The sequence below is a fragment of the Microbulbifer sp. CAU 1566 genome (assembly GCF_023156515.1).
In the GTDB taxonomy this organism is placed as follows: domain Bacteria; phylum Pseudomonadota; class Gammaproteobacteria; order Pseudomonadales; family Cellvibrionaceae; genus Microbulbifer.
Genome location: NZ_JALNMG010000008.1, coordinates 81,560 through 101,421 on the forward strand (window position 1 = coordinate 81,560; position 19,862 = coordinate 101,421).

15 protein-coding genes are annotated in these 19,862 nt (G+C 61.6%); 8 read left to right on the forward strand and 7 right to left on the reverse strand.

Going from position 1 to position 19,862, the window contains the following annotated elements; all coding sequences use genetic code 11:
- Positions 1-304: 304 nt before the first annotated feature.
- On the reverse strand, positions 305-2,212 hold the full coding sequence (locus M0G74_RS17450) for a protein-disulfide reductase DsbD (RefSeq protein ID WP_248219997.1): 1,908 nt from the start codon (positions 2,210-2,212) through the stop codon (positions 305-307).
- 300 nt (positions 2,213-2,512) lie between these two features.
- On the opposite strand from M0G74_RS17450, the gene M0G74_RS17455 reads away from it, so the two are divergent.
- The 4 genes from M0G74_RS17455 (at position 2,513) to M0G74_RS17470 (ending at position 6,594) form a co-directional block, all read left to right on the forward strand.
- On the forward strand, positions 2,513-3,292 hold the full coding sequence (locus M0G74_RS17455; RefSeq protein WP_248219999.1) for an N-acetylglucosaminyltransferase: 780 nt from the start codon (positions 2,513-2,515) through the stop codon (positions 3,290-3,292).
- Positions 3,293-3,339: 47 nt separating this feature from the next.
- Positions 3,340-3,888 (forward strand): copper chaperone PCu(A)C, encoded by a 549-nt coding sequence (locus M0G74_RS17460; RefSeq protein WP_248220000.1) that lies wholly within the window; start codon positions 3,340-3,342, stop codon positions 3,886-3,888.
- A 116-nt stretch (positions 3,889-4,004) separates the two neighbouring features.
- Positions 4,005-4,583, forward strand: coding sequence for a YajG family lipoprotein (locus tag M0G74_RS17465; protein ID WP_248220002.1), 579 nt, complete (start codon positions 4,005-4,007; stop codon positions 4,581-4,583).
- A gap of 229 nt (positions 4,584-4,812) precedes the next feature.
- Positions 4,813-6,594, forward strand: a complete 1,782-nt coding sequence (locus M0G74_RS17470; RefSeq protein WP_248220004.1) for an EAL domain-containing protein — start codon at positions 4,813-4,815, stop codon at positions 6,592-6,594.
- A 69-nt stretch (positions 6,595-6,663) separates the two neighbouring features.
- On the opposite strand, the gene M0G74_RS17475 is transcribed toward M0G74_RS17470, so the two are convergent.
- On the reverse strand, positions 6,664-7,668 hold the full coding sequence (locus M0G74_RS17475) for an adenosine kinase (RefSeq protein WP_248220006.1): 1,005 nt from the start codon (positions 7,666-7,668) through the stop codon (positions 6,664-6,666).
- Between the two features lie 294 nt (positions 7,669-7,962).
- Between M0G74_RS17475 and mrcB the strand changes: the two genes are divergently transcribed.
- The 4 genes from mrcB to M0G74_RS17495 all read left to right on the forward strand — a co-directional run bounded on the left by mrcB (position 7,963) and on the right by M0G74_RS17495 (position 14,306).
- A complete protein-coding gene (gene mrcB, locus M0G74_RS17480; protein WP_248220008.1) occupies positions 7,963-10,701 on the forward strand; it encodes a penicillin-binding protein 1B in 2,739 nt (912 codons plus the stop codon).
- Positions 10,702-10,782: 81 nt separating this feature from the next.
- The gene (locus M0G74_RS17485) at positions 10,783-11,802 is read left to right on the forward strand and encodes a response regulator (RefSeq protein WP_248220010.1); all 1,020 of its coding nucleotides are present in this window, start codon (positions 10,783-10,785) and stop codon (positions 11,800-11,802) included.
- 190 nt (positions 11,803-11,992) lie between these two features.
- Positions 11,993-12,319: a helix-turn-helix transcriptional regulator gene (locus tag M0G74_RS17490; RefSeq protein WP_248220012.1), complete on the forward strand. Its 327-nt coding sequence runs from the start codon at positions 11,993-11,995 to the stop codon at positions 12,317-12,319.
- 229 nt (positions 12,320-12,548) lie between these two features.
- The gene (locus M0G74_RS17495) at positions 12,549-14,306 is read left to right on the forward strand and encodes a cellulase family glycosylhydrolase (protein ID WP_248220014.1); all 1,758 of its coding nucleotides are present in this window, start codon (positions 12,549-12,551) and stop codon (positions 14,304-14,306) included.
- Positions 14,307-14,356: 50 nt separating this feature from the next.
- Here M0G74_RS17495 and hemB read toward each other — a convergent pair whose 3' ends face one another.
- From hemB to M0G74_RS17520, 5 genes are all read right to left on the reverse strand, one after another.
- On the reverse strand, positions 14,357-15,370 hold the full coding sequence (gene hemB, locus M0G74_RS17500; protein ID WP_248220017.1) for a porphobilinogen synthase: 1,014 nt from the start codon (positions 15,368-15,370) through the stop codon (positions 14,357-14,359).
- 163 nt (positions 15,371-15,533) lie between these two features.
- A complete protein-coding gene (locus M0G74_RS17505; protein ID WP_248220019.1) occupies positions 15,534-16,154 on the reverse strand; it encodes a GntR family transcriptional regulator in 621 nt (206 codons plus the stop codon).
- Positions 16,155-16,181: 27 nt separating this feature from the next.
- Positions 16,182-17,378 (reverse strand): benzoate/H(+) symporter BenE family transporter, encoded by a 1,197-nt coding sequence (locus tag M0G74_RS17510; protein WP_248220020.1) that lies wholly within the window; start codon positions 17,376-17,378, stop codon positions 16,182-16,184.
- A gap of 136 nt (positions 17,379-17,514) precedes the next feature.
- Positions 17,515-18,798 carry a glutamate-1-semialdehyde 2,1-aminomutase gene (gene hemL, locus M0G74_RS17515; RefSeq protein ID WP_248220022.1) on the reverse strand — a complete coding sequence of 428 codons (1,284 nt, stop codon included), beginning with the start codon at positions 18,796-18,798 and terminating at the stop codon, positions 17,515-17,517.
- Between the two features lie 141 nt (positions 18,799-18,939).
- Positions 18,940-19,731 carry a hydroxymethylpyrimidine/phosphomethylpyrimidine kinase gene (locus M0G74_RS17520; protein WP_248220024.1) on the reverse strand — a complete coding sequence of 264 codons (792 nt, stop codon included), beginning with the start codon at positions 19,729-19,731 and terminating at the stop codon, positions 18,940-18,942.
- Between the last annotated feature and the right edge of the window lie 131 nt (positions 19,732-19,862).

Below are 19,862 nucleotides of genomic sequence, written 5' to 3' on the forward strand. Positions count from 1 at the left end.
AGGGGCGCAAGAAAATGTGACTAAAATCCGGGAAAAGTCATTCAACTTGCCGGAAAACAGCGTCAATCAGCTGATTTGCCGAAATTGGACGCGAGTTTGCCGCAAAAGTGACCCTCTGTCCATGCCCCAATGTGGGAAATCGAGAAGTTGCGCGCAGTTCGGCGAATTTCCCGCCCATATTGCTGCAAAGTTTTATGGGCGCTGGCTTATTCGCCTGATGGATTGGCTACAAAGGCTATGTTGGGATCTTGGGGCGGATGCAGGCCTGGATGGCCTGCCCGGGTGGCTGCGCGGGTAACTGGCGTTACCCGTTGTCCCCGGCCACGGCTTCGCTGCCGCTGGCATTGCGCATGGCGGCGAGAAGACCGTCACGCGTGAGAATCTGCGGCAGTATCTGGGCTTCGCCGCCACCGGCGGGGTAAAGCAGATAGAGCGGCACACTGGAGCGCCCGTAACGGGACAGCAGTTCTGTAATTTGCGGGTCCTGGTTGGTCCAGTCACCCTTCAGCGCGGTAAAGCCAAGGTTGCCGACGGCGTCGACCACGGCGTCGCTGGAGAGCACCACTTTCTCATTGGCCAGGCAGGTAATGCACCAGGCGGCGGTCATGTTGATGAGTACCGGGCGGCCCTCGTTGCGGGCGGCCTGCAAGGCTTCCGGTGAATAGGGTTGCCAGTAGCCGCTCTTATGCGTCTGTGCCATTTGCGTGCCGCTGGCACCCAGATTCGGCAATACCCAGGCCGCCCCGGCGACGGCGGCGATGGCAAAGGCGCTGCGCAGCCAGGATTTGTTGCTGGCGGCCTGTGGGCCTGGCCACAGCCATAGGGCAAAGGCGATGGCGACGACGCCGGCGAGTACCAGTGCTACCCCGTCGCTGCCGGTTTGGCGCCCGAGCACCCACAGCAGCCAAACAGCGGTGAGATACATGGGGAAGGCCAGCAGCTGTTTGAGGTTTTCCATCCAGGGGCCGGGGCGCGGCAGGCGCTGGGCCAGCGTCGGCAGGTACGTCAGTAGCAGGAAGGGGGCCGCCATACCGGCGCCGAGTGCGGCGAACACGGACAGGGCGACAGGTGCAGACTGGGTGACGGCAAAGCCCAAAGCTGAGCCCATTAAGGGCGCAGTGCAGGGGCTGGCCACCACCGTGGCCAGAGCGCCGGTGCTGAAGGAGCTGCCCAGGCCTTTGCCCTGGCTGCCAGCGCCGAGACCCATCAGGCGTCCACCAAGCTCAGTGACGCCGGACAGGCTGAGGCCCATGGCAAAAAACAGGTAGACCAGCACGGCAACCACCGCGGGGGACTGCAGCTGGAAGCCCCAGCCCACCGCCTCGCCGGCCGCGCGCAACAGCAGCATGATGGCGGCGATCAGGACAAAAGTACTGACGGTGCCGGCGGTATAGGCCCAGCCGTGCAGATGCTGGCGGTCACCGCCGTGGGTGATCGCCAGCGCCTTGATCGACAAAACCGGGAAGACACAGGGCATCAGGTTCAACAGAAGGCCGCCGCCAAACGCCAATAGGATGGCCAGCAGCAGACTACTGCTAGCCCCATTGGGTGCGTTGCGTTCCAGGGCCTGGCTGAGTGGGCCTTGGCTGAACGGGACCTTGTTAGCCCCACCCGGACCGGTACCGTCGAGGGGCGCCGCGGTCTGGCCTGCCGGATCAATCTGGAAATTCCGCACCTGTGGCGGGTAGCAGAGGCCGGCATCCGCACAGCCCTGGTAGTGCACCTGAATTTGCAGCGGTTTGTCGCTATCCAGTTCCAGTGGAACTTCCAGCTGCCAGCGGTAGACCTCGGTGTCTTTTTCGAAGTAGTCGTCCCAGATAACCTCGCCTTTTTCCAGTGTCAGCGGCAGCTCGGTTTTCTGCTCGCCATTCACCTTGTAGAGGCGCAGCTTGTCGCGATACAGGTAGTACTCGGGCGCAATTTGGAACAGCGCGCTGGCGCCGCTGTCAGTAAACAGGAAATCCAGTTGGTAGGCCTGGTCGACCGGCAGGAATTCATCCTGGGCGCCGCCAAGTGCGCCAAAGCCTGAAGACTGTGCGCTGGCAACAGAGAAGCCGCCGCTGACTACAGGCGATTTTTCTGCCGCACTTTCCGCCGCAAGCAGGGCTGAGCTGGTCAGCAGCAGCGCAAACAGCGTGGCGAGCTGTACCGCCAGAATCGTCCGGAACGGCAGTGATTTTTTTTCTCGCAGGCCAGAAGTCTTCACAGTCATGGGTAACAAAATTCTTTATAGTCGGGATCACTTGGACTGAAATTGCAGGCTGCTGTTCCCGTTTTTTCAGCGGTCTTTTCCGTGGTCGTTCCAAAAAGGGGCGGCATTGATCCGCCGGCTTGGCCTTGATGGGGCGCCCCTGCAGTGAACGGGCAGTATAGCGGTGGTGGCGGTACAAAAAAACAACAGTCGAAGGGCACTTGCCCGGGACTGCGTTGATAGGTGCTCGGCACAAGGGTGATAGGTGCTCGGCACAAGGGCGATAGGTATCAGACAGCGATCAGGACGGATATCAGAAACGTGAACTCCATTGCAAATTCGAACGCCGATAGCGGCTCCGGACATTTTTTGCAGGCAGCGCGCGCTGCCAAGCTGGTTGCCGGCGCCTTGCTGCTCACGCTGTTTGCAGGCTGTGTATCAACAACGCCACCACCGGCGTCGCCACAACCGCCCCCACCCCCGCCGCAACCGGTGGGTCCCAGCCCGGAGGAAATCAAGCGTCGTACCGTGCAGCACTTTTTACAGCGGGCCGAGGTGGCCCAGCGCGAGGGCTTTATCACCATGCCCGCAGGCGCGAGCGCCTACGACTTTTATCTGCAGGTGTTGCAGCTGGATCCGGGGAATACTCAGGCGACCGCGGGCGTTCAGACCCTGGTGATGGAGCTGGTTGGCCGAGCGCGCGATGCTCTGCGCCAGCGCGCTTTTGGGCAGGCCAACAGCCTGCTGAATACCGCGGATGAGATTGCGCCGGGGAACCCGCTGTCGAAAGAAGTGCGCACGCAGGTGCAGCGTGAGCAGCGTCGCGCCAGGGAGGATGTCACACTGGATGGCCCGGCTGCGCAGACTGTCGCGCTGCCCCCGGCGGAATTGTCGGCACAATCGGCATCCATGGTACAGATGCTGGCGGCCACGGCCGAGCGCATCCGCCAACACCAGCTGCGGGTGGTGATTGTGGCGCGCACCGATGCCGAGGGCCGCTGGATTTACGGCCAGTTGCGTCAGGCGGTACCCGGCTACCGGGTGCGGGGTGATATAAAGCTCGGCAATCCTCCGCGATTACTGTTACAAAAGATGCAATAACCTTGTCACCGGGCCAGGTGTCGTAAAGACACCGCGGGAGCGAATGTATGAAGCGAGAGAAAACGGTTCGTAATGACCGCCGAGCTGCGGGGTTGCCTGTGGCGCTGGCGTCGGTACTGGCGTGGATGCTTGCGCTGGCGAGCGGCTTCGCGGCCGCTACCGCTGCAGAAATCGAGGCCACCGGCTTTGCCCGGGAGATGCCTCCGGGGGCGCCCATGGGGGCGGCCTATGTGACGTTGCGGGATCTCTCGGGCAAAGCGCGGGAGTTGACCGGGGTGGAGTTGCCCGGGCATCCGCGGGGCCGCGTGACCATGCACGACACGCTGGACGTCGCGGGGGTAAGCCGGATGCGGGCACTGGAAAAAATTACCCTGCCGGGTAGTGGCACTATTGAAATGCGCCCCGGGGCTACCCATCTGATGGTTGAGGGCGTGGCCCTGCGGGCGGGAGAAATACTGCCGGTGAAACTGGTATTTGCCGATGGCTCCAATATCCAACTGGCGTTGCCGGTGCTGGGCCTGAACGACAGCGCTGCAGGCACGCGGGCGGCTCCGGATGCCGCGGGGCACGCGCATCATCATCACCACGAGGGTTGAACGTTCGCGCCAAAATGCACTCTAGGAGTGCTCGAAAATTCGAGATGCTTGATAACCAATAACCGTTGGGCGAGATGCGTCTGCGCCCATTTCCCAAACAATGCAGGAGGGGGATCATGAAGAAATTAACCGCAATATTGGTGACCGGCCTTGCCGTTATCCTGGCCGCGTGCGCCCACAGCCCGGTACAGGTGGTGGTAAAGCCCCAGGTCCAGGTGGCGCCAGACAATATTGGTTCCGGCTACAGCATTTATGTTCGCGGTGCCAACCAGCTGCCGGGAGGTGGCCTTGGCTCCCTTGGCGGCATCTATGCGGATTCCTCGAACGTGACCCTGGCGAACGATATTGAACAGTCCATGGCGACAGCGCTGTACCAGGGGTTTGAAGCCTGGTCCTTCCGCGGGGTGGAAACCGGGGGGGATGTCCAGGTGGTCGCTAACTTGACGGACCTCAGCTACGACAGTCCCAATAAGCTGTATACGACCAAAGTTGATTCCGGTGCCTCGATCCAGTTGCAGGTCATGGTGAAAGGGGCAACTTTCTATGGCAACTACAGCACCAGCGGCAAGGATCGCAATTTGATCAAACCGAGCCGCGAGGAAGTGGAGGTCACCATCAACCAGTTGCTGAGTGCGACTTTGCAGCGGGCGTTTGAAGATGAAAAACTCAAATCCTTTCTGCGCCAGCACCTCTGATCCGGTTAACCTGTCATCCAGAGAGGCGCTTCAGGTATAGATGAGACCAGCACCTGTGAATCGGGTCACAATTGTTGTTGGGGGCTAAGCCTTGAACCGCAAATGGTGGTTTCCGCGCCGCCAAAGAAGCCGGTATTATTTTCCCTGACGCGAGCGCCTTACGCCCACTTATGGCAGTCTGCAGAAGTCTGCCCGAGAAGTGCCGGCTCCCCGAGCCGGCCGAGATGGAATGCCATTGACTGAGTTCACGCCGAAAAACGCCGAATACCACGGCCAGTTGCAAGAGGTTGATACGGACGCATCGTCTGTAGGGCACCTCAGTGCAGCGGCTGCGGAACTGGCGCTGGGAGAAGTTGCCGATGGGGTCGTGGTCACCGATTGCAGTGGCCGCATTCGTTACAGCAATCCTCTGGCGGGAGAGCTCTGCGGCAATTTGATGGGGCTGTTACCGGGGCAGTTGCTCGCCGATGGCCTGCCGCTGGTGGATGATCAGGGCAGCCGGCTTGACCTGAATCTGGTGGGGGATGACAGCGCCGAAGGGGATATACCCAGTCGGCGCGAATTACGCGCCAATATTCGCCGTGACACCGGTGAGCTGGTCGAGGTCAGCGTCCAGATCAACAGCCTCCGTGACGGGGTAAACCTGGAAGGTTATGTGCTGATACTGCGACATACCTCCGAAGCCCGCAGAATTTCCTCCCGCCTCAGCTGGCAAAGCAGCCACGACGCCCTGACCCATCTCCCCAATCGGCAGACCTTCGAGTACGCGTTACAGCAGTTGCTGAACCAGGATACCGGCCCCAAGCAGCGCCATATCCTGCTGTACCTCGACGTATACCAGTTCAAAGTGGTCAACGACACCCTGGGTTACAGCGCCGGTGATGCCCTGCTGATTGCGCTGGCCAAGATTCTCACCCGTTGCCTGGGCAACGGCGATCTGCTCGGCCGCGTTGGCAGTGACGAGTTTGCATTGCTGTTGAAAGACTGCACCCTCGAGGAAGCCAAGCGCATTGTTACCCGCTTGCGCGAGGCGGTCAGTGGTTATGTATTCCAGTGGGACGACAGCGAAACCCGCCCGGCACTCTCCATTGGCGCGGTGAGCGTGGATACCCATGCGCCCCCCGCCAGCCAGCTGCTGGCCTCGGCCAATGATGCCTGCAGCGCAGCGCGTGATCAGGGACGCAACCGGGTGAAGTTTTTTGGTGACTCCCGCAAGGCCCTGGAAAAGCGCCGCGAGAGTACCTGGCTGGCGGAGATTCACGCGGCCATTCGCGAGGATCGCCTGCTGCTCTACCGCCAGCCGGTCGTTGCCCTGCAGGACAAAAACCGGGTGCACCACTACGAGGTACTGGTGCGCATGCAGGGGCGCGATGGCGATGTGATCTCCCCCGGATTGTTCCTGCCGGCAGCAGAGCGTTACGGCATGATCGATGAGGTGGACCGCTGGGTAATCCGCAATATTTTCCGCTATATGGCGCTGGAGCAGAGCAGCGGCGCCGGCGGCTTCCACTACGCCATCAATATTTCCGGCATCAGTCTCGGGGATGAATTGTTTGCAGATTTTGTGCTGCGGGAGCTGACCGAGGCTGGGGTAGCGCCGTCGCGGGTACAGTTCGAGATCACCGAAACCTGCGCCATCAACAATCTGGATCGGGCGCTGGTGTTTATTCACAAGTTGCGCGCGGCGGGCTGCAGTTTCGCCCTGGACGATTTCGGCCGCGGCGCTTCGTCACTGGCCTATCTGCGCCAGTTGCCGGTGGACTACCTGAAGATCGATGGTTCTTTCGTGCGCAATATGCTGGAAGACGAAATTGACAGTGCCATGGTCAGCACCGTGGATCACCTGGCCAAACGCATGGGTATCAGCACCATTGCAGAATTTGCCGAAACCCCAGAGCTGCTGGAAAAGCTGCGGATCATGGGGGTGGATTACGCCCAGGGGTTTGGTATCGCCGCCGCTTCCTGCCTGCCAGAAATCAGCGGGCCACGGCCGACGACGGCAGTAAATTAGCGGCTAGCGGCGGTGAATCGAGTTTAGTGCTCTGGTGAAACGGGCCCGCTTTTTCGCGGGCCCTTGTCGTTATGCCTTGGCAGACTGGGCCAGCAGCGCCTGATGTTGTTCCGCGCGCAATCTCGGACCGTACTGGCTCACTACCTGTGCCGCAGCCCTGCAGGCCAACTCTCCCGCCTCCGCAAATCCCATGTCGCGGTTTATGCCGTACAGGAAGGCGCCGGCAAACATATCGCCTGCGCCATTGGTGTCGATCGCCTTGATGCTCGGCGCCGCGACGCGAACTTCCTGTTCGCCGTCCCACAGCAGCGCGCCGTCCGCACCCAGGGTGATGGCGAAGGCATTGCAGTAATTGCGCAGGGTTTGAGCCGCCTCTTCCAGGGACTGGGTACCGCAGAACTGCAGGGCTTCATCGCGGTTACAGAACAGCAGGTCAACCCCGTTGCCGAGCATTTCTTTCAGGCCATCGTGGAACAGTTGCACCATCATGGGGTCGGATAGGCTCAGGGCGGTTTTTACGCCGCTGGCTTCCGCCTGCTCGCGCAGGGCAATGGCTGCGGCGCGGCCGGTGGGGGAGGAGACCAGATAGCCTTCGATATAGGCCCAGCGGGACTGGCTCAGGGCACTGCTGTCCAGTTCTGCGGTGGAAAGCTCCGCGCTGATACCGAGAAAGGTATTCATACTGCGCTCGGCATCCGGGGTAATCAGTACCAGGCATTTACCGGTGGTACCTGCATCGGCGTTCTGCAGCACTGCGGGATAGGCGACGCCGGCGGCGGCGAGGTTGTCGCGATAGAAATCGCCATTATCATCGGCGGCGACCTTACAGGAATAAAAGGTATCGAGGCCAAAGTAGCTGGCAGCGATCACGGTATTGGCGCCGGAACCGCCACAGGCGTGGCTCGCTGTGACAAGGTGGTTTTTGAGGTCGTCTACCAGCTGTTGCTGACGGCTGTCGTCCACCAGTGTCATAACTCCCTTGTCGACGCCCAGGTCTTGCAGGTCACTGTCGGTGACTTCAATTTCGGTATCGAGGAGAGCGGCGCCGATGCCGTAGAGGTCGTACTGGTGCATAGTGATTTCCGTGGGGTTTCTTGAGGGGGCCGTTGCGGCTAGCCGCTGTATTCGGGCGTCTGTATTCAGGTGAGTATGCAAAAGCAGTTTACAAACTCGGGCCCGCATCGGGCGGGCGCCGGGGCATTATGGCGGCCAGACGGTCAAGTGCAAGTTTGCAGCGGCGGCGGGAAATGACCCGCCGGGTTTGACTTGTGCCAAGCTGACCTTATAAAAGCTGGCTATAAAAAGGCGAGGGTGTGCCTGTGCTACCCGGCCGATTTCCTTTAGAACAAAGAGTTTATTTGAAGCGATATGGCATCAACCAAGCGCCGGAATAACACAAGTAGTAACACAAAAGGCCGAAGAAGCAGTTCCGGAAGGCTGCGCCGCTGGATCAAGCGCCTCAGTCTGCTGGCTCTGCTGGGAGTGCTGCTGCTCGCCGGCTATATGGTGTGGCTGGACGTGCAGCTGCGCGAGCGCCTCGACAGCCGCCAGTACCAGCTGCCGGCGCGGGTCTACGCGCGCCCGCTGGTCCTGCACTCGGGTATGGTCATGCGCCCGGACGAGCTGGAGTCGGAGTTTGCCGCGCTCAATTACAAAAAAGTCCCGGCGGTGGAAGAACCGGGGCAGTGGCAGCGCGACGGCATGGAATACCTGGTGTGGCGGCGCGACTTTATCCACGCCGACAAGCGCGAAGCTGCCGCCAAGGTCCGCTTCCGTCTGCGCAATGACGAGCTGACCGGGCTGCGCGACGAGGCTGGCGGCAGTCTCAAAGAGTTCCGTCTCGACGCGGCACCCATCGGCACCCTGCTCGGCGGTGGCGACGACCGTACGCCGGTGCGCGTAGAGGAGATACCACCGTTGCTGGGGGCCACCCTGATTGCGGTGGAGGACCAGGACTTTGTGCATCACTTCGGGGTGTCACCCCGGGGCATAGCCCGCGCCATGGTGGCCAATTTCAAGGCCGGCGGCGTGGTACAGGGTGGATCCACCATCACCCAGCAGCTGGTGAAGAACATCTTCTTTGACCACAAGCCCAGCCTGTGGCGCAAATTCAATGAAGCTCTGATGGCCATCCTGATGGAGGTCCATTACGACAAGGCGTACATACTGCAGGAATACATCAACGAAGTCTGGCTGGGGCAGCAGGGCAGTCGTGCCATTTACGGCTTCGGCCTGGCGTCGGAATTCTATTTCCAGAAGCCTCTCGCCCAGCTGGAACCGCACCAGATTGCACTACTGGTGGGGTTGGCCAAGGGCGCTTCCTACTACAACCCCTGGCGCAATCCGGAGCGGGCGCTGGAGCGGCGCAATACGGTGCTGGATGTGATGCTGGAGCAGAAGCTGATCACCCAGGAACAGTACGACCGCCTGCGCAAAAAACCGCTGGAAGTGGCGGCTGCCGGCGCGGCGGCACAGAATCCCTATCCCGCCTTTACCGAGCGTCTTCTGGAAGAGTTGCGCCCCTATTACTCCGTTGAGGAATTGCGCACCGCGGGCCTGCGGGTATACACCACACTGTCTCCCTCGGTGCAGCAGCTGGCGGAAGACGCCATCAGCCAGGGCGCGGACAAGCTGGAAAAGGATCGCGGTATCAAAGCGGATTCCCTGCAGGGGGCCACGGTGATTCTGGAAAATGTCAGCGGCAATGTGCTGGCCATGGTGGGGGACCGCCGCCCCCACTATCCGGGATTCAACCGCGCTTTGGAGGCGCGTCGCCAGGTGGGTTCTCTGATCAAGCCGGCGGTGTATCTCACCGCGCTGGAGCGCACCCATGAATACAACCTTGGCACCCTGATCGACGATGCGCCCATTCGTGAGGTGACCCAGGATGGCCAGGTGTGGATGCCGGCCAACTTCAATAACCGCAGTCACGGCCAGGTGCCGCTGTATGTCGCCCTGTCGCGTTCCTACAATCAGGCCACCGCGCGCCTGGGTCTGGAACTGGGCATAGAAAATGTGCGCCAGACCATTCGTCGCCTGGGAGTCCAGGCCAGCCTGCCGCGGTTGCCGTCTCTGTTTCTGGGGGCGGTGGAAATGACCCCGTTTGAAGTGGCGGGCATGTACCAGACTTTTGCCAATGGGGGGGAACACGTGGAGCCGCGCACCCTGCTGGCTGTATCCGACGCCGATGGTAATCAGGTGCAGCGTTTTAGGCCCAAATCCAATCGCGGAGTGGATGAGGTGCCCATCTACCTGCTGCGCTACGGCATGGAACAGGTGATGCGCGAGGGTACCGGCAAGAGCGCCTATCGCCGCCTGCCCAACAGTGTGCCCTTTGCCGGTAAGACCGGCACTACCAACAACTATCGCGACAGCTGGTTTGCCGGTTTTAGCCCGGGAGTGACAGCGGTGGTATGGCTGGGCCGGGATGACAACGAGCGCACCAGTCTCACCGGTGCCACCGGCGCCCTCAGTGTGTGGACCGAGATCATGCGCAAGCTGCCCCACCGCCACGGCCGAATCCAGGCACCGCGCGGTGTGGAGTGGAAGCCGGTCAATGAGAAAGGCGAGTATATGGATCCGCGCAATTGCCAGGGCGGGCGCGAGATTCCGGTGTCGGTGGAAAGCCGGCTGGAAACCGACCCCCGCTGCCAGAGTCGCGGCTGGTTCCGCAACTGGTTTGACCGCGAGGAAGAGAAAGACGTGGCGCCACGGGAGGATATGACCCCGGGCTGGGGTATCGACCCCGAGCAGCAACGCCGCGAGCAACTGCAGCGACAGCGGGAGCAGGAGCTGCGCGAACAGTTGCAGCGGGAGCAGCCCCAGTCGATTCCCCAGCAGCGCGACGACCGCATCCGGGAAGAGGCGGTGCCACAGACGGAAGCGGAGCGCCTGCGACGCCTGGAGGAGTCCGGCCGTATTCAGGAGCAGCGCTACCTCGAGGAGGAGCGCCGCGCCCAGGAAGAGCGCCGGGTTCTTGAGGAGCGCCTGCAGAGAGAGGAGCTTGAACGAGAACAAGAGCTTCAGCGTGAGGATGATCGCCGCCGCGGAGCGCCGGTTGAGGATGCGCAGCCCTGGCCGCCCCAGCAGGATGACCAGTGGCCGTAAACAACAGACTATGGCGTCATTGGTACTGAATCGGTCATAATTCACGGCGAAAGTGATTCTTATTTCACAAACCTGTGACCCATGCAGTACGGCTTTGATAAATTCATACTCGATACCGGGCAGTGGCACCTCACTGCTGGCGGCGCTGCGTTGGACGCAGATGCCCGCCAGTTACACCTACTTTCCCTTCTAATCGGGGCCTATCCCGACTGTTGCGAGCGCCAGTTTCTCCTCGACCAGCTGTGGCCAAATACGGTGGTATCGCACTGGTCCCTGGGTCGCCTGGTGTCCGACACCCGCAAGTGGTTTCGCGAGCAGGGCTATCAGGGGCCGCTGATCCAGACACTGCATGGCCGCGGTTATCGGCTGTCGCCGGAACTGGCCGAGCGGATGCAGCCGTTGGCAGAGCCCGCGGCGGAGGAATTACCCCTACCTGACAGGCCCGACGTGGCCATGCCCCCGGAGCCGCTCCCCGAAATGGAGGGCGGGGCCGCTACTCCAGAGCTCTCGGAGCAACCTCCCGCCCCTGCACCCGCTCCCGCCCCCGACAGTGCCGCAGCAGCGCGGCCCGGTCTCTCCTACTGGCGGACTCTGGCTGGATTGGGGGTATTGTTGCTAATCACCGCCCTGACGGTGTACCTGATTACCGCGCGCAGGATTCCCAGCGAAGGCGTGCCGCTGGTGATCGGTGAGGCGCCCAACGTGCGCGGTCGCCTCCTGTGGGTGGACGACAACCCGGACAACAATATTGCCGAGCGCAGCTATTTCGAATCTCAGGGAGTTGCGGTCTATATTGCGACCAATACGGAAGACGCACTGGTGCTATTGTCCATGTACCGCTACGACGCGGTGATCTCCGACATGGGGCGCGGGGACGAGCCGTTGGCCGGCTTCAAACTGATGGAGCGTATCCGAGGCAAGCAGAATCAAACCCCGTACTTTCTGTATACCATCATGCCGTCGGAATCCCAGCGACAGCTGGTGCGTCAGCGGGGTGGCAACGGCGTGGCAGTGACCTCCGAGGAACTTTACCAGCTGGTTTTGCCTTTGCTTGAGCGTCAATCGGGCGCCGAACCCGAGGGGAAAACCTCTCTTCCCTAATCTCCTCCAGGAGCTGCCCGGTTCCCTGCAGCCCCCGTAAATCGGGGGTTTCACAAGGATTCAAAAGCTTTCAAAGACCGCAACCCCTCTTCCTAGCTAAATTCCCGCCAGCAGTTGGCTCTAAAGCGTCCCGTTCTGGGGAAGGTCACTGCGGCTGGGGGTAATTGGGAATTTAATGGGGGGAGATACGATGTTGGGGGCAGGTTTTCGGGTGCTTCTGGTGGGGGACAATGAGACCAGTGGTACCCTTGAGGGATCAGAGGTGAGCAGGGATTTACCGGGGGAGCTGCCCTCGGTCAGTGAGGCTGCGGACTCCAGTCCGGCCGCTCTGTTCAGCCGTCGGGAAAAAGAAGTCCTGGCGCTGATTGCGGTGGGGGCGACCAGCGGGGATATCGCCGATCGACTGAGTATCTCCACGCACACGGTGAAGAATCATCGCAAAAATATTCTGCGCAAGGCCGGGTGCCGCAACTCGGGTCAGTTGATCGCCAAGTGTGTCGCGCGCAATATCGTGTGAAGCACGCGCTGAAACCGGCAAGCGAGTGCTGGAGAAGACAGGCAAGCAGCCCTGGCTAGGAACTGGATATCGCGAGTGCGTAAAACTTAACCGGCTTGTGCCGGTTTTTTTGTGGTCCCGTTTTGCTGCCCCGTGTCAGCTTGCGCTCTGCCCGCAAGTGGGACGAAGTGCTCCGGGGGAGTGTGCGTCAATGGGCCCTGACCAATAAGGTCGATCAAAGGGGGCCCAGATGCCGAAACAGGCAATACACACTTTATTCGCAATCGCTTTGGCGGTTTTGTTCGCCAGTAACGTGCAGGCAGACGGCTATGTGCGCGCCGAGGGCACCGCCATCGTCGATGCCGACGGCGAGCCGCTACTGCTGCGGGGGATGGGGCTCGGGGGCTGGATGCTGCAGGAAGGCTACATGCTGGGCCTGGGCAACCTCGGCCAGCAGCATGTGATCCGTGAACATATCCGGGCCTTGATCGGCGAGGAAAAAACGGAGAATTTCTATCGTGCCTGGCGAGCCAATCAGGTGCGGGAAGAGGATATTCGGGCTATGGCGGCGTGGGGCTATAACTCCGTGCGCCTGCCGATGCATTTCAACCTGTTCACGCTGCCGGTAGAACAGGAGCCAGTACCCGGGCAGAACACCTGGCTGGAAACCGGTTTCGCGCTCACCGACCAGCTGCTCGCCTGGTGTAAAAAATATAATCTCTATCTGATCCTCGATTTGCACGCCGCACCTGGCGGCCAGGGTAACGACTTCGCCATTTCCGACCGCAACCCGGAGCTCCCCTCCCTGTGGGACAGCCCCGCCAATCGCGCCAAGACCGTCGCCCTGTGGCGCAAACTGGCGGCACGGTATAAAAATGAGCCGGCCATTGCGGCTTACGATCTGATTAACGAGCCGAACTGGGGCTTTGCCGGCACCGATGACCCGCACGGTTGTGCAGAGAAGGGCAACGAGCCGTTGCGCACACTGATGATGGAGATCACTGCGGCAATCCGCGAGGTGGACCGGGAGCACATGCTCATCATCGAGGGCAACTGCTGGGGGAATAACTATGCCGGCGTGATGCCGCCCTGGGACGACAACCTGGTGGTGAGTTTCCACAAGTACTGGAACGACAATAACCGGGAGAGCATCGCCAGTATGTTGGCGCTGCGGGACCAATACCGGGTGCCCCTGTGGCTCGGGGAGTCCGGCGAGAACTCCAATGCCTGGTTTGCCGACGCCATTGAGCTGGTGGAGTCCGAGGAGATAGGCTGGGCGTTCTGGCCGCTGAAAAAAATCGGCTTCAATAACCCACTGGAAGTACACCCCAATCCCGGCTTTCAAGACCTGGTGAACTACTGGAAAGGGGAAGGTCCGCGGCCGACCGCGGAAGCAGCTTACGCGGCGCTGATGCAGCTGGCCGAGGTGGATATTCGCTATGAGCACGCCGAAGTGCACCGGGATGTGGTCGATGCCATGTTGCGCCAGCCCGGAGATCGCAGCCCGCGGGCATATCGCCCCCACAGTGTCGACCGCGAGGCCGGGGGTGTCATCGCCGCGGTGGACTACGACCTTGGGCGCCCCGGCATCGCCTACCTCGATCATGACACGGCCAATTACCACGTCAGCACCGGCGGCGAGCGCACACCGTGGAACCGCGGGCGCCGCTATCGCAATGATGGAGTAGATATCGGTGCCGGAGCATCCGGCAGCAATCTGGTAGAGCTGGATTCGGGGGAGTGGCTGCGTTACACCCTGGAAGTGCAGCACGCGGGGAGCTATGTATTGGAGGCTCTGCTGGATGAGACCGGCAGTCCGCTGGCGCTGGAGTTCTGGTTAAACGATGGCGACCCGGCGCCGTTGGCAGAGCAATCGCCGTCGCGCCACTCTGCCGTCGTGCACCTTGCAGCGGGTCCGCAAACCCTGGTGGTGCGGGCCGCTGCCGGCAGTGCCCGGCTGGGGACACTGCAGCTGGTGCCCGCAGCGCCTGGCGGTTCGGGCGGTTGACGTCCCGCCGCCTGGTGCTGCGTCTGGTGTGACGGTAATTGAGGGCGGGGTCAGCCCGCCTGAATCAATTTTGCCGCCTCTTCCGCGAAGTACGTCAAAACACCGTCGGCGCCCGCGCGCTTGAATGCGATCAGGGATTCCAGAATCACCTGCTCACGGTTCAGCCAGCCATTTTCAAAAGCCGCGCAGTGCATCGCGTACTCTCCGCTGACCTGATAGGCGAAGGTTGGTACGCGCAGTTCGTCTTTTACCCGCCGCACAATATCCAGGTAGGGCATGCCCGGCTTCACCATGATCATGTCGGCGCCTTCCTGGATGTCCAGGGCACATTCGTGCAGCGCCTCGTCGCCATTGGCCGGATCCATCTGGTAGCTGAACTTGTTGCCGCCTTTCAGGTTGCCGGCGGAGCCCACGGCATCGCGGAAAGGCCCGTAATAGGCCGAGGCGTATTTGGCGGCGTAGGACATGATCAGGGTGTTCACGTGTCCGTCCCGCTCCAGCGCCGTGCGGATGGCGCCGATGCGTCCGTCCATCATGTCAGAGGGGGCCACCATATCCGCACCGGCAGCGGCGTGGGACAGTGCCTGCTGTACCAGGACCTCGACGGTGTCGTCATTGACGATGTAGCCATTGTCGTCCATCAGCCCGTCCTGGCCGTGGCTGGTGAAGGGGTCCAGGGCGACATCGGTAATGACACCCAGCTCCGGCGCCGCGTCTTTTAGTGCGCGCACCGCGCGCTGGGCCAGGCCGTCGGCATCATAGGCGGCGCGGGCATCGTCGGATTTGTGCGCGGCATCCACTACCGGGAACAGGGCCACGGCGGGAATCCCCAGGGCGACCAGTTCCTTGGCTTTTCGGGCCAGCAGGTCGACGCTCAGGCGCTCGACGCCGGGCATGGAGGCAACCCGTTGGGTTTCACCGCGGCCCTCGATCACGAACAGCGGCAGTATCAGATCGTCGCAGCTGAGCTGATGCTCTCGTACCAGGCGGCGGGAAAAATCCTGGGCGCGCAGGCGGCGGAGGCGGGTGTTGGGATAGGCGCCGCGCTGAAGACTGATACTCATGGGTGGTCACTCCGGCTGGAAATAGAAACAAGGTTAGGTCGTTGGTGGGGCAGCGGATCTGCAGGCTGGCACCTGGCCGGCCCCTAGCTGGCGGCAATCATAGCAAAACGCGCGCATCCGTTGATCACCGCCTGTTCCTGGTTCCTGCGGGAACGGGGGCTTGTCAGCTGCGCGACAGGTGTTCAACCAGGGCGCGCCCGGCGCGGGCAATATGCTGTTCAAGCAGGGCTACCGCCGCTGCGCTCTCGCCCCGCTCCAGAAAATCCAGCAGCTGATAGTGTTCCCCCTGACTGGTGGCCTGATAGTCGAGGCTGCGGGATTGGTAGCCAATATACCGCTCGCACTGACGGTGCAGCTGCTCCACTGCGGCAAACAGGGTAGGGCGCTCGGCCGCGCGGTAGAGGCAGGTGTGGAACTGCCAGTTGAGTGCGCCAATCTCTGCCGCCCCGAGTGCTGGTGACGCCTCCATCGCATCCAGAATATCCCGCGCCCGGCCCAGGGTTTCGCGGTTCAGGTTCGGCGCGGCCAGCTCTTGGAGCAATGGTTCCAGGCGCATGCGCATCAGGTACAGATCTTCCGCTTCCTGCGGGTCGAACTGCGGCACGGCCAGGCCGCGCTTGCCGTGCGCGGTGAGCCAGCCTTCACTTTTGAGGCGGGCGAGCGCATCCCTTACCGGAATCCTGCTCACACCATAGAGCTCGGCCAGTAGCGTCTGCTTCAGTACGGTGCCGGGGGCGAAGTGGCCCTGTTGCAGGTCCGCTTTTAACTGTTGGTAAAGATCCATTTGGCCTCCATTTGGCCTCTTAGTCTCTTAGTCTCTCCGCGACATATTCTTGCTCAGAAGCAGGTGGCAACCGAGGCCACACAAAAGACCCCAGAAGGCAGAGCCGATACCGAAGAAACTGACCCCGGACGCAGTAATCAGCAGGGTGACCAGCGCGGCTTCGCGGTGGTGCGGGTCGGCAGTGGCGCCGGCGAGACTGGAACCGATGACACCGATCAGTGCGAGCCCGGCGACACCGGCGATCATGGCCTGGGGCAGTGCGGCAAACAGCGCCACCACGCTGGCGCCAAACAATCCCGCCAGCAGATAGAAAACACCGGCCGCAATACCTGCGGTATAGCGGCGCGATGGATCCGGGTGTGCCTCGGGACCGGTACAGATGGCCGCGGAGATGGCCGCGAGATTAAAGGCAAAGCCACCGCAGGGGGCCAGCAGCAGAGACATCAGCCCGGTGCCGCCGATCACCGGGGATACCGACACCTGCGAATAACTACTGGCGCGCAGAGTGGCGACCCCGGGTATGTTCTGTGAAGTCATGGTGACGATGAACAGCGGCAGGCCCACACCGAGCAGTACTTGAAGGTTGAATTCCGGCGCGATCCACTGCAGTCGCCCGAGGGACCAGGCCAGTTGTTCAGTGTGCACTTCTCCCAGCAGCCAGCTGGCGGAAAATCCCACCGCCAGTACCAGCAGGATGCCGAAGCGTGGCAGCCAGCGACGCCCGATCAGGTAAGTGGCGAACATGGCGCCCACCAGCAGCGGCTTTGCCTGCAATGAGGTGAAAATCGATAATCCGAACTGCATCAGGATGCCGGCCAGCATGGCGCTGGCAATAGGCAGGGGTACCCGCTGCATGATGCGCTCGAAGGCGCCGGAAACTCCCAGTATCAGGGTCAGCAGTGCACAGAACATAAAGGCCCCCACCGCTTCGGCCAGTGAAACACCGTGCAAACTGGTTATCAGCAGTGCCGCACCGGGCGTGGACCAGGCCGTCACCACCGGCGCCCGGTAGTACCAGGAAAAACCGATGCAGGTGAGTCCCATGCCCAGGCCGAGGGCGCCGATCCAGGAGACCATCTGTGTCTCACTGGCGCCAGCGGCGGCTGCAGCCTGCAACACGATTGCCACGGAACTGGCAAAACCCACCAGCACCGCGGCAAAGCCGGCGCTGATCGCTGACAGGGTGGTATCGGCTAACAGGGAGCGCTGGGCGATCTGCTCCATAAAATGTATACCTTGAGAGAAATGTATACATTTTATGGGGCGAGTCCCCCCAGGGCAAATCAGTAGAGTTTGCCCTGGGGGTTGTCAGAAGAGTTTGTCAGAAGGGCTTGTCAGGAAAGCTCGTCAGGAAAGCTCGTCAGGAGAGTCTGGCAAACACCCGGCGCGCGGCGGCGATGGTGTTGTCGATGTCCTCGTCGCTGTGGGCGGCGGACATAAAGCCGGCTTCGTAGGAGGCCGGCGCCAGGTAGACCCCCTCATCCAGCATGCCGTGGAAGAAACGGTTGAAACGCTCGGTGTCGCAGGCCATTACCTGCTGGTAGTTGGTCACCTGTTCCGCATCGGTAAAGAAGAAGCCGAACATGCTGCCCACCTTGTTGGCGGTCAGCGGAATACCTGCTTCTTTTGCCGCACTCAGAATGCCTTCTACCAGACGGTCAGTATTGGCGGTGAGTTGCTCGTACAGGCCCGGCTCCTGGATCAGTTGCAGGGTTTCGAGGCCGGCGACCATCGCCATGGGATTGCCCGACAAGGTGCCAGCCTGGTACACCGGGCCCAGTGGCGCGATCTTTTCCATGATCCCGCGCTTGCCGCCGAAGGCACCCACCGGCATACCGCCACCGATCACTTTGCCGAGCGTGGTGATGTCGGCGTCGATACCGTAGTAGCCCTGGGCGCCAGTCAGGCTCACGCGGAAGCCCGTCATTACCTCGTCCAGGATCAGTACCGCACCGGATTGATCACACACTTCCCGCAATGTTTCCAGGAAGCCCGCTACCGGCGGGATGCAGTTCATATTGCCCGCAACCGGCTCAACGATGATGCAGGCAATCTGGTCGCCGATCTCCGCAAAGCACTTTTTCACACCCTCGATATCGTTGTAGGTCAGGGTAATGGTGTGATCGGCCAGGGCCGCCGGCACGCCGGGAGAAGAGGGCACACCCATGGTCAGGGCACCGGAGCCTGCTTTTACCAGCAGGGAGTCGGAGTGGCCGTGGTAGCAGCCTTCAAATTTGACGATCTTGTCGCGGCCGGTGTGGCCACGCGCCAGGCGGATGGCGCTCATGGTGGCTTCGGTGCCGGAGTTGACGAAGCGCACCAGGTCCATGTTCGGCCACAGGCGGCACAGCTCTTCCGCCAGCTCGGTTTCCAGCTCGGTGGGCGCGCCGAAGCTGAGGCCGGACTGGGCTTGTTCTACCACCGCGTCGATCACATCCGGGTGCGCGTGACCCAGCACCATCGGGCCCCAGGACTGCACATAGTCGATGTATTGCTTTTCGTCGGCGTCATACAGATAGGCGCCGGCGGCGCGCTCGATAAATATCGGGGTTCCACCCACCGCGCGGAAAGCGCGCACGGGTGAATTGACGCCACCGGGGATGACCTTCTGGGCTTCGGCAAAAAGGGATTCGGATTTGCTCATAGGGTACAGATACTGGGTTGAAATTAAGGGAAGGGAAGCGAAAGGGTTGATTGCTGCGCGCTATTATCTTCACCGCCGCCTGCGGTCGCAAACGGCGTGGCGGATTGCGCAGAATTTTTATGGTTCAGTCGTGCCTGCGGCTCAGTCTTTCTTGGTCCAGAAGAGGCGATTGGGCACCGGGCGGCCCATGCCCAGGCGGCGGCTGTCGGCAATGGCGCTCCAGGTGAACTGCTGGCTGCGGTTGACGGCCTCCAGCATGGTCAGGCCGTGGGCAATGTGACACGCAATGGCGGTGGTCAGTGTGCCACAGGCACCATAGGCCGCCGGTGGCAGGCGCTGCCAGCGGAATTCCCGTACCAGCCCGCGCACGTCGTAGAGCCTGTTTTCCAGTTGCTGATCGCAGGCCGGGACACCGGTGAGCAGCAGGTAGCTACAGCCGCTTTCCAGCAGTTCCTGGGCCTGGGCATCGTGTACATCGGCCTCCCCGGCCATGGCGCGGGCTTCCCGTCGATTGGGGGCCACCAGTGTGGCCAGGGGCAGTAGCAGGTCGCACATGGCCCGCCACAGCGGCGGTGCCAGCAGGCTTTCTTTATCCGCCAGGGTGGCGTCGGGATCGATAATCAGGGGGATGTCAGGGTAGTCGCGCAACACACTGTGCAGGGCGTGCACATTTTCCACGGAACCCAGATAGCCGATTTTAATCGCCGCAACCGGCATATCTTCCAGCACCGCGCGCGCCTGCTCAATCAGCAGGCTCTCGTCTACCGGCGCTACCCCTGCCAGATCCCGGGTGTCGCCAACCGTGATGGCGGATACCACCGAGGTGCAGTGACAGCCGAGGCTGGCGGCGGTTTCGGTATCGGCGGCAATGCCGGCGCTGCCACTGGGGTCGTGGTGGGTAACGGTGAGAACAATGGGCTGGCGCGTATCCATGATGCTGTGTGCACTTCCCTGGCTGTGGGCTCTTTTCCCGGCTGTGGGCACTTTCCCCTAGCTGTAGGTACTTTGCCTGAACGGTGGTTTTATTCTAGCCCTGATCAAGGGGACGACGCTGCCCCCTCGGT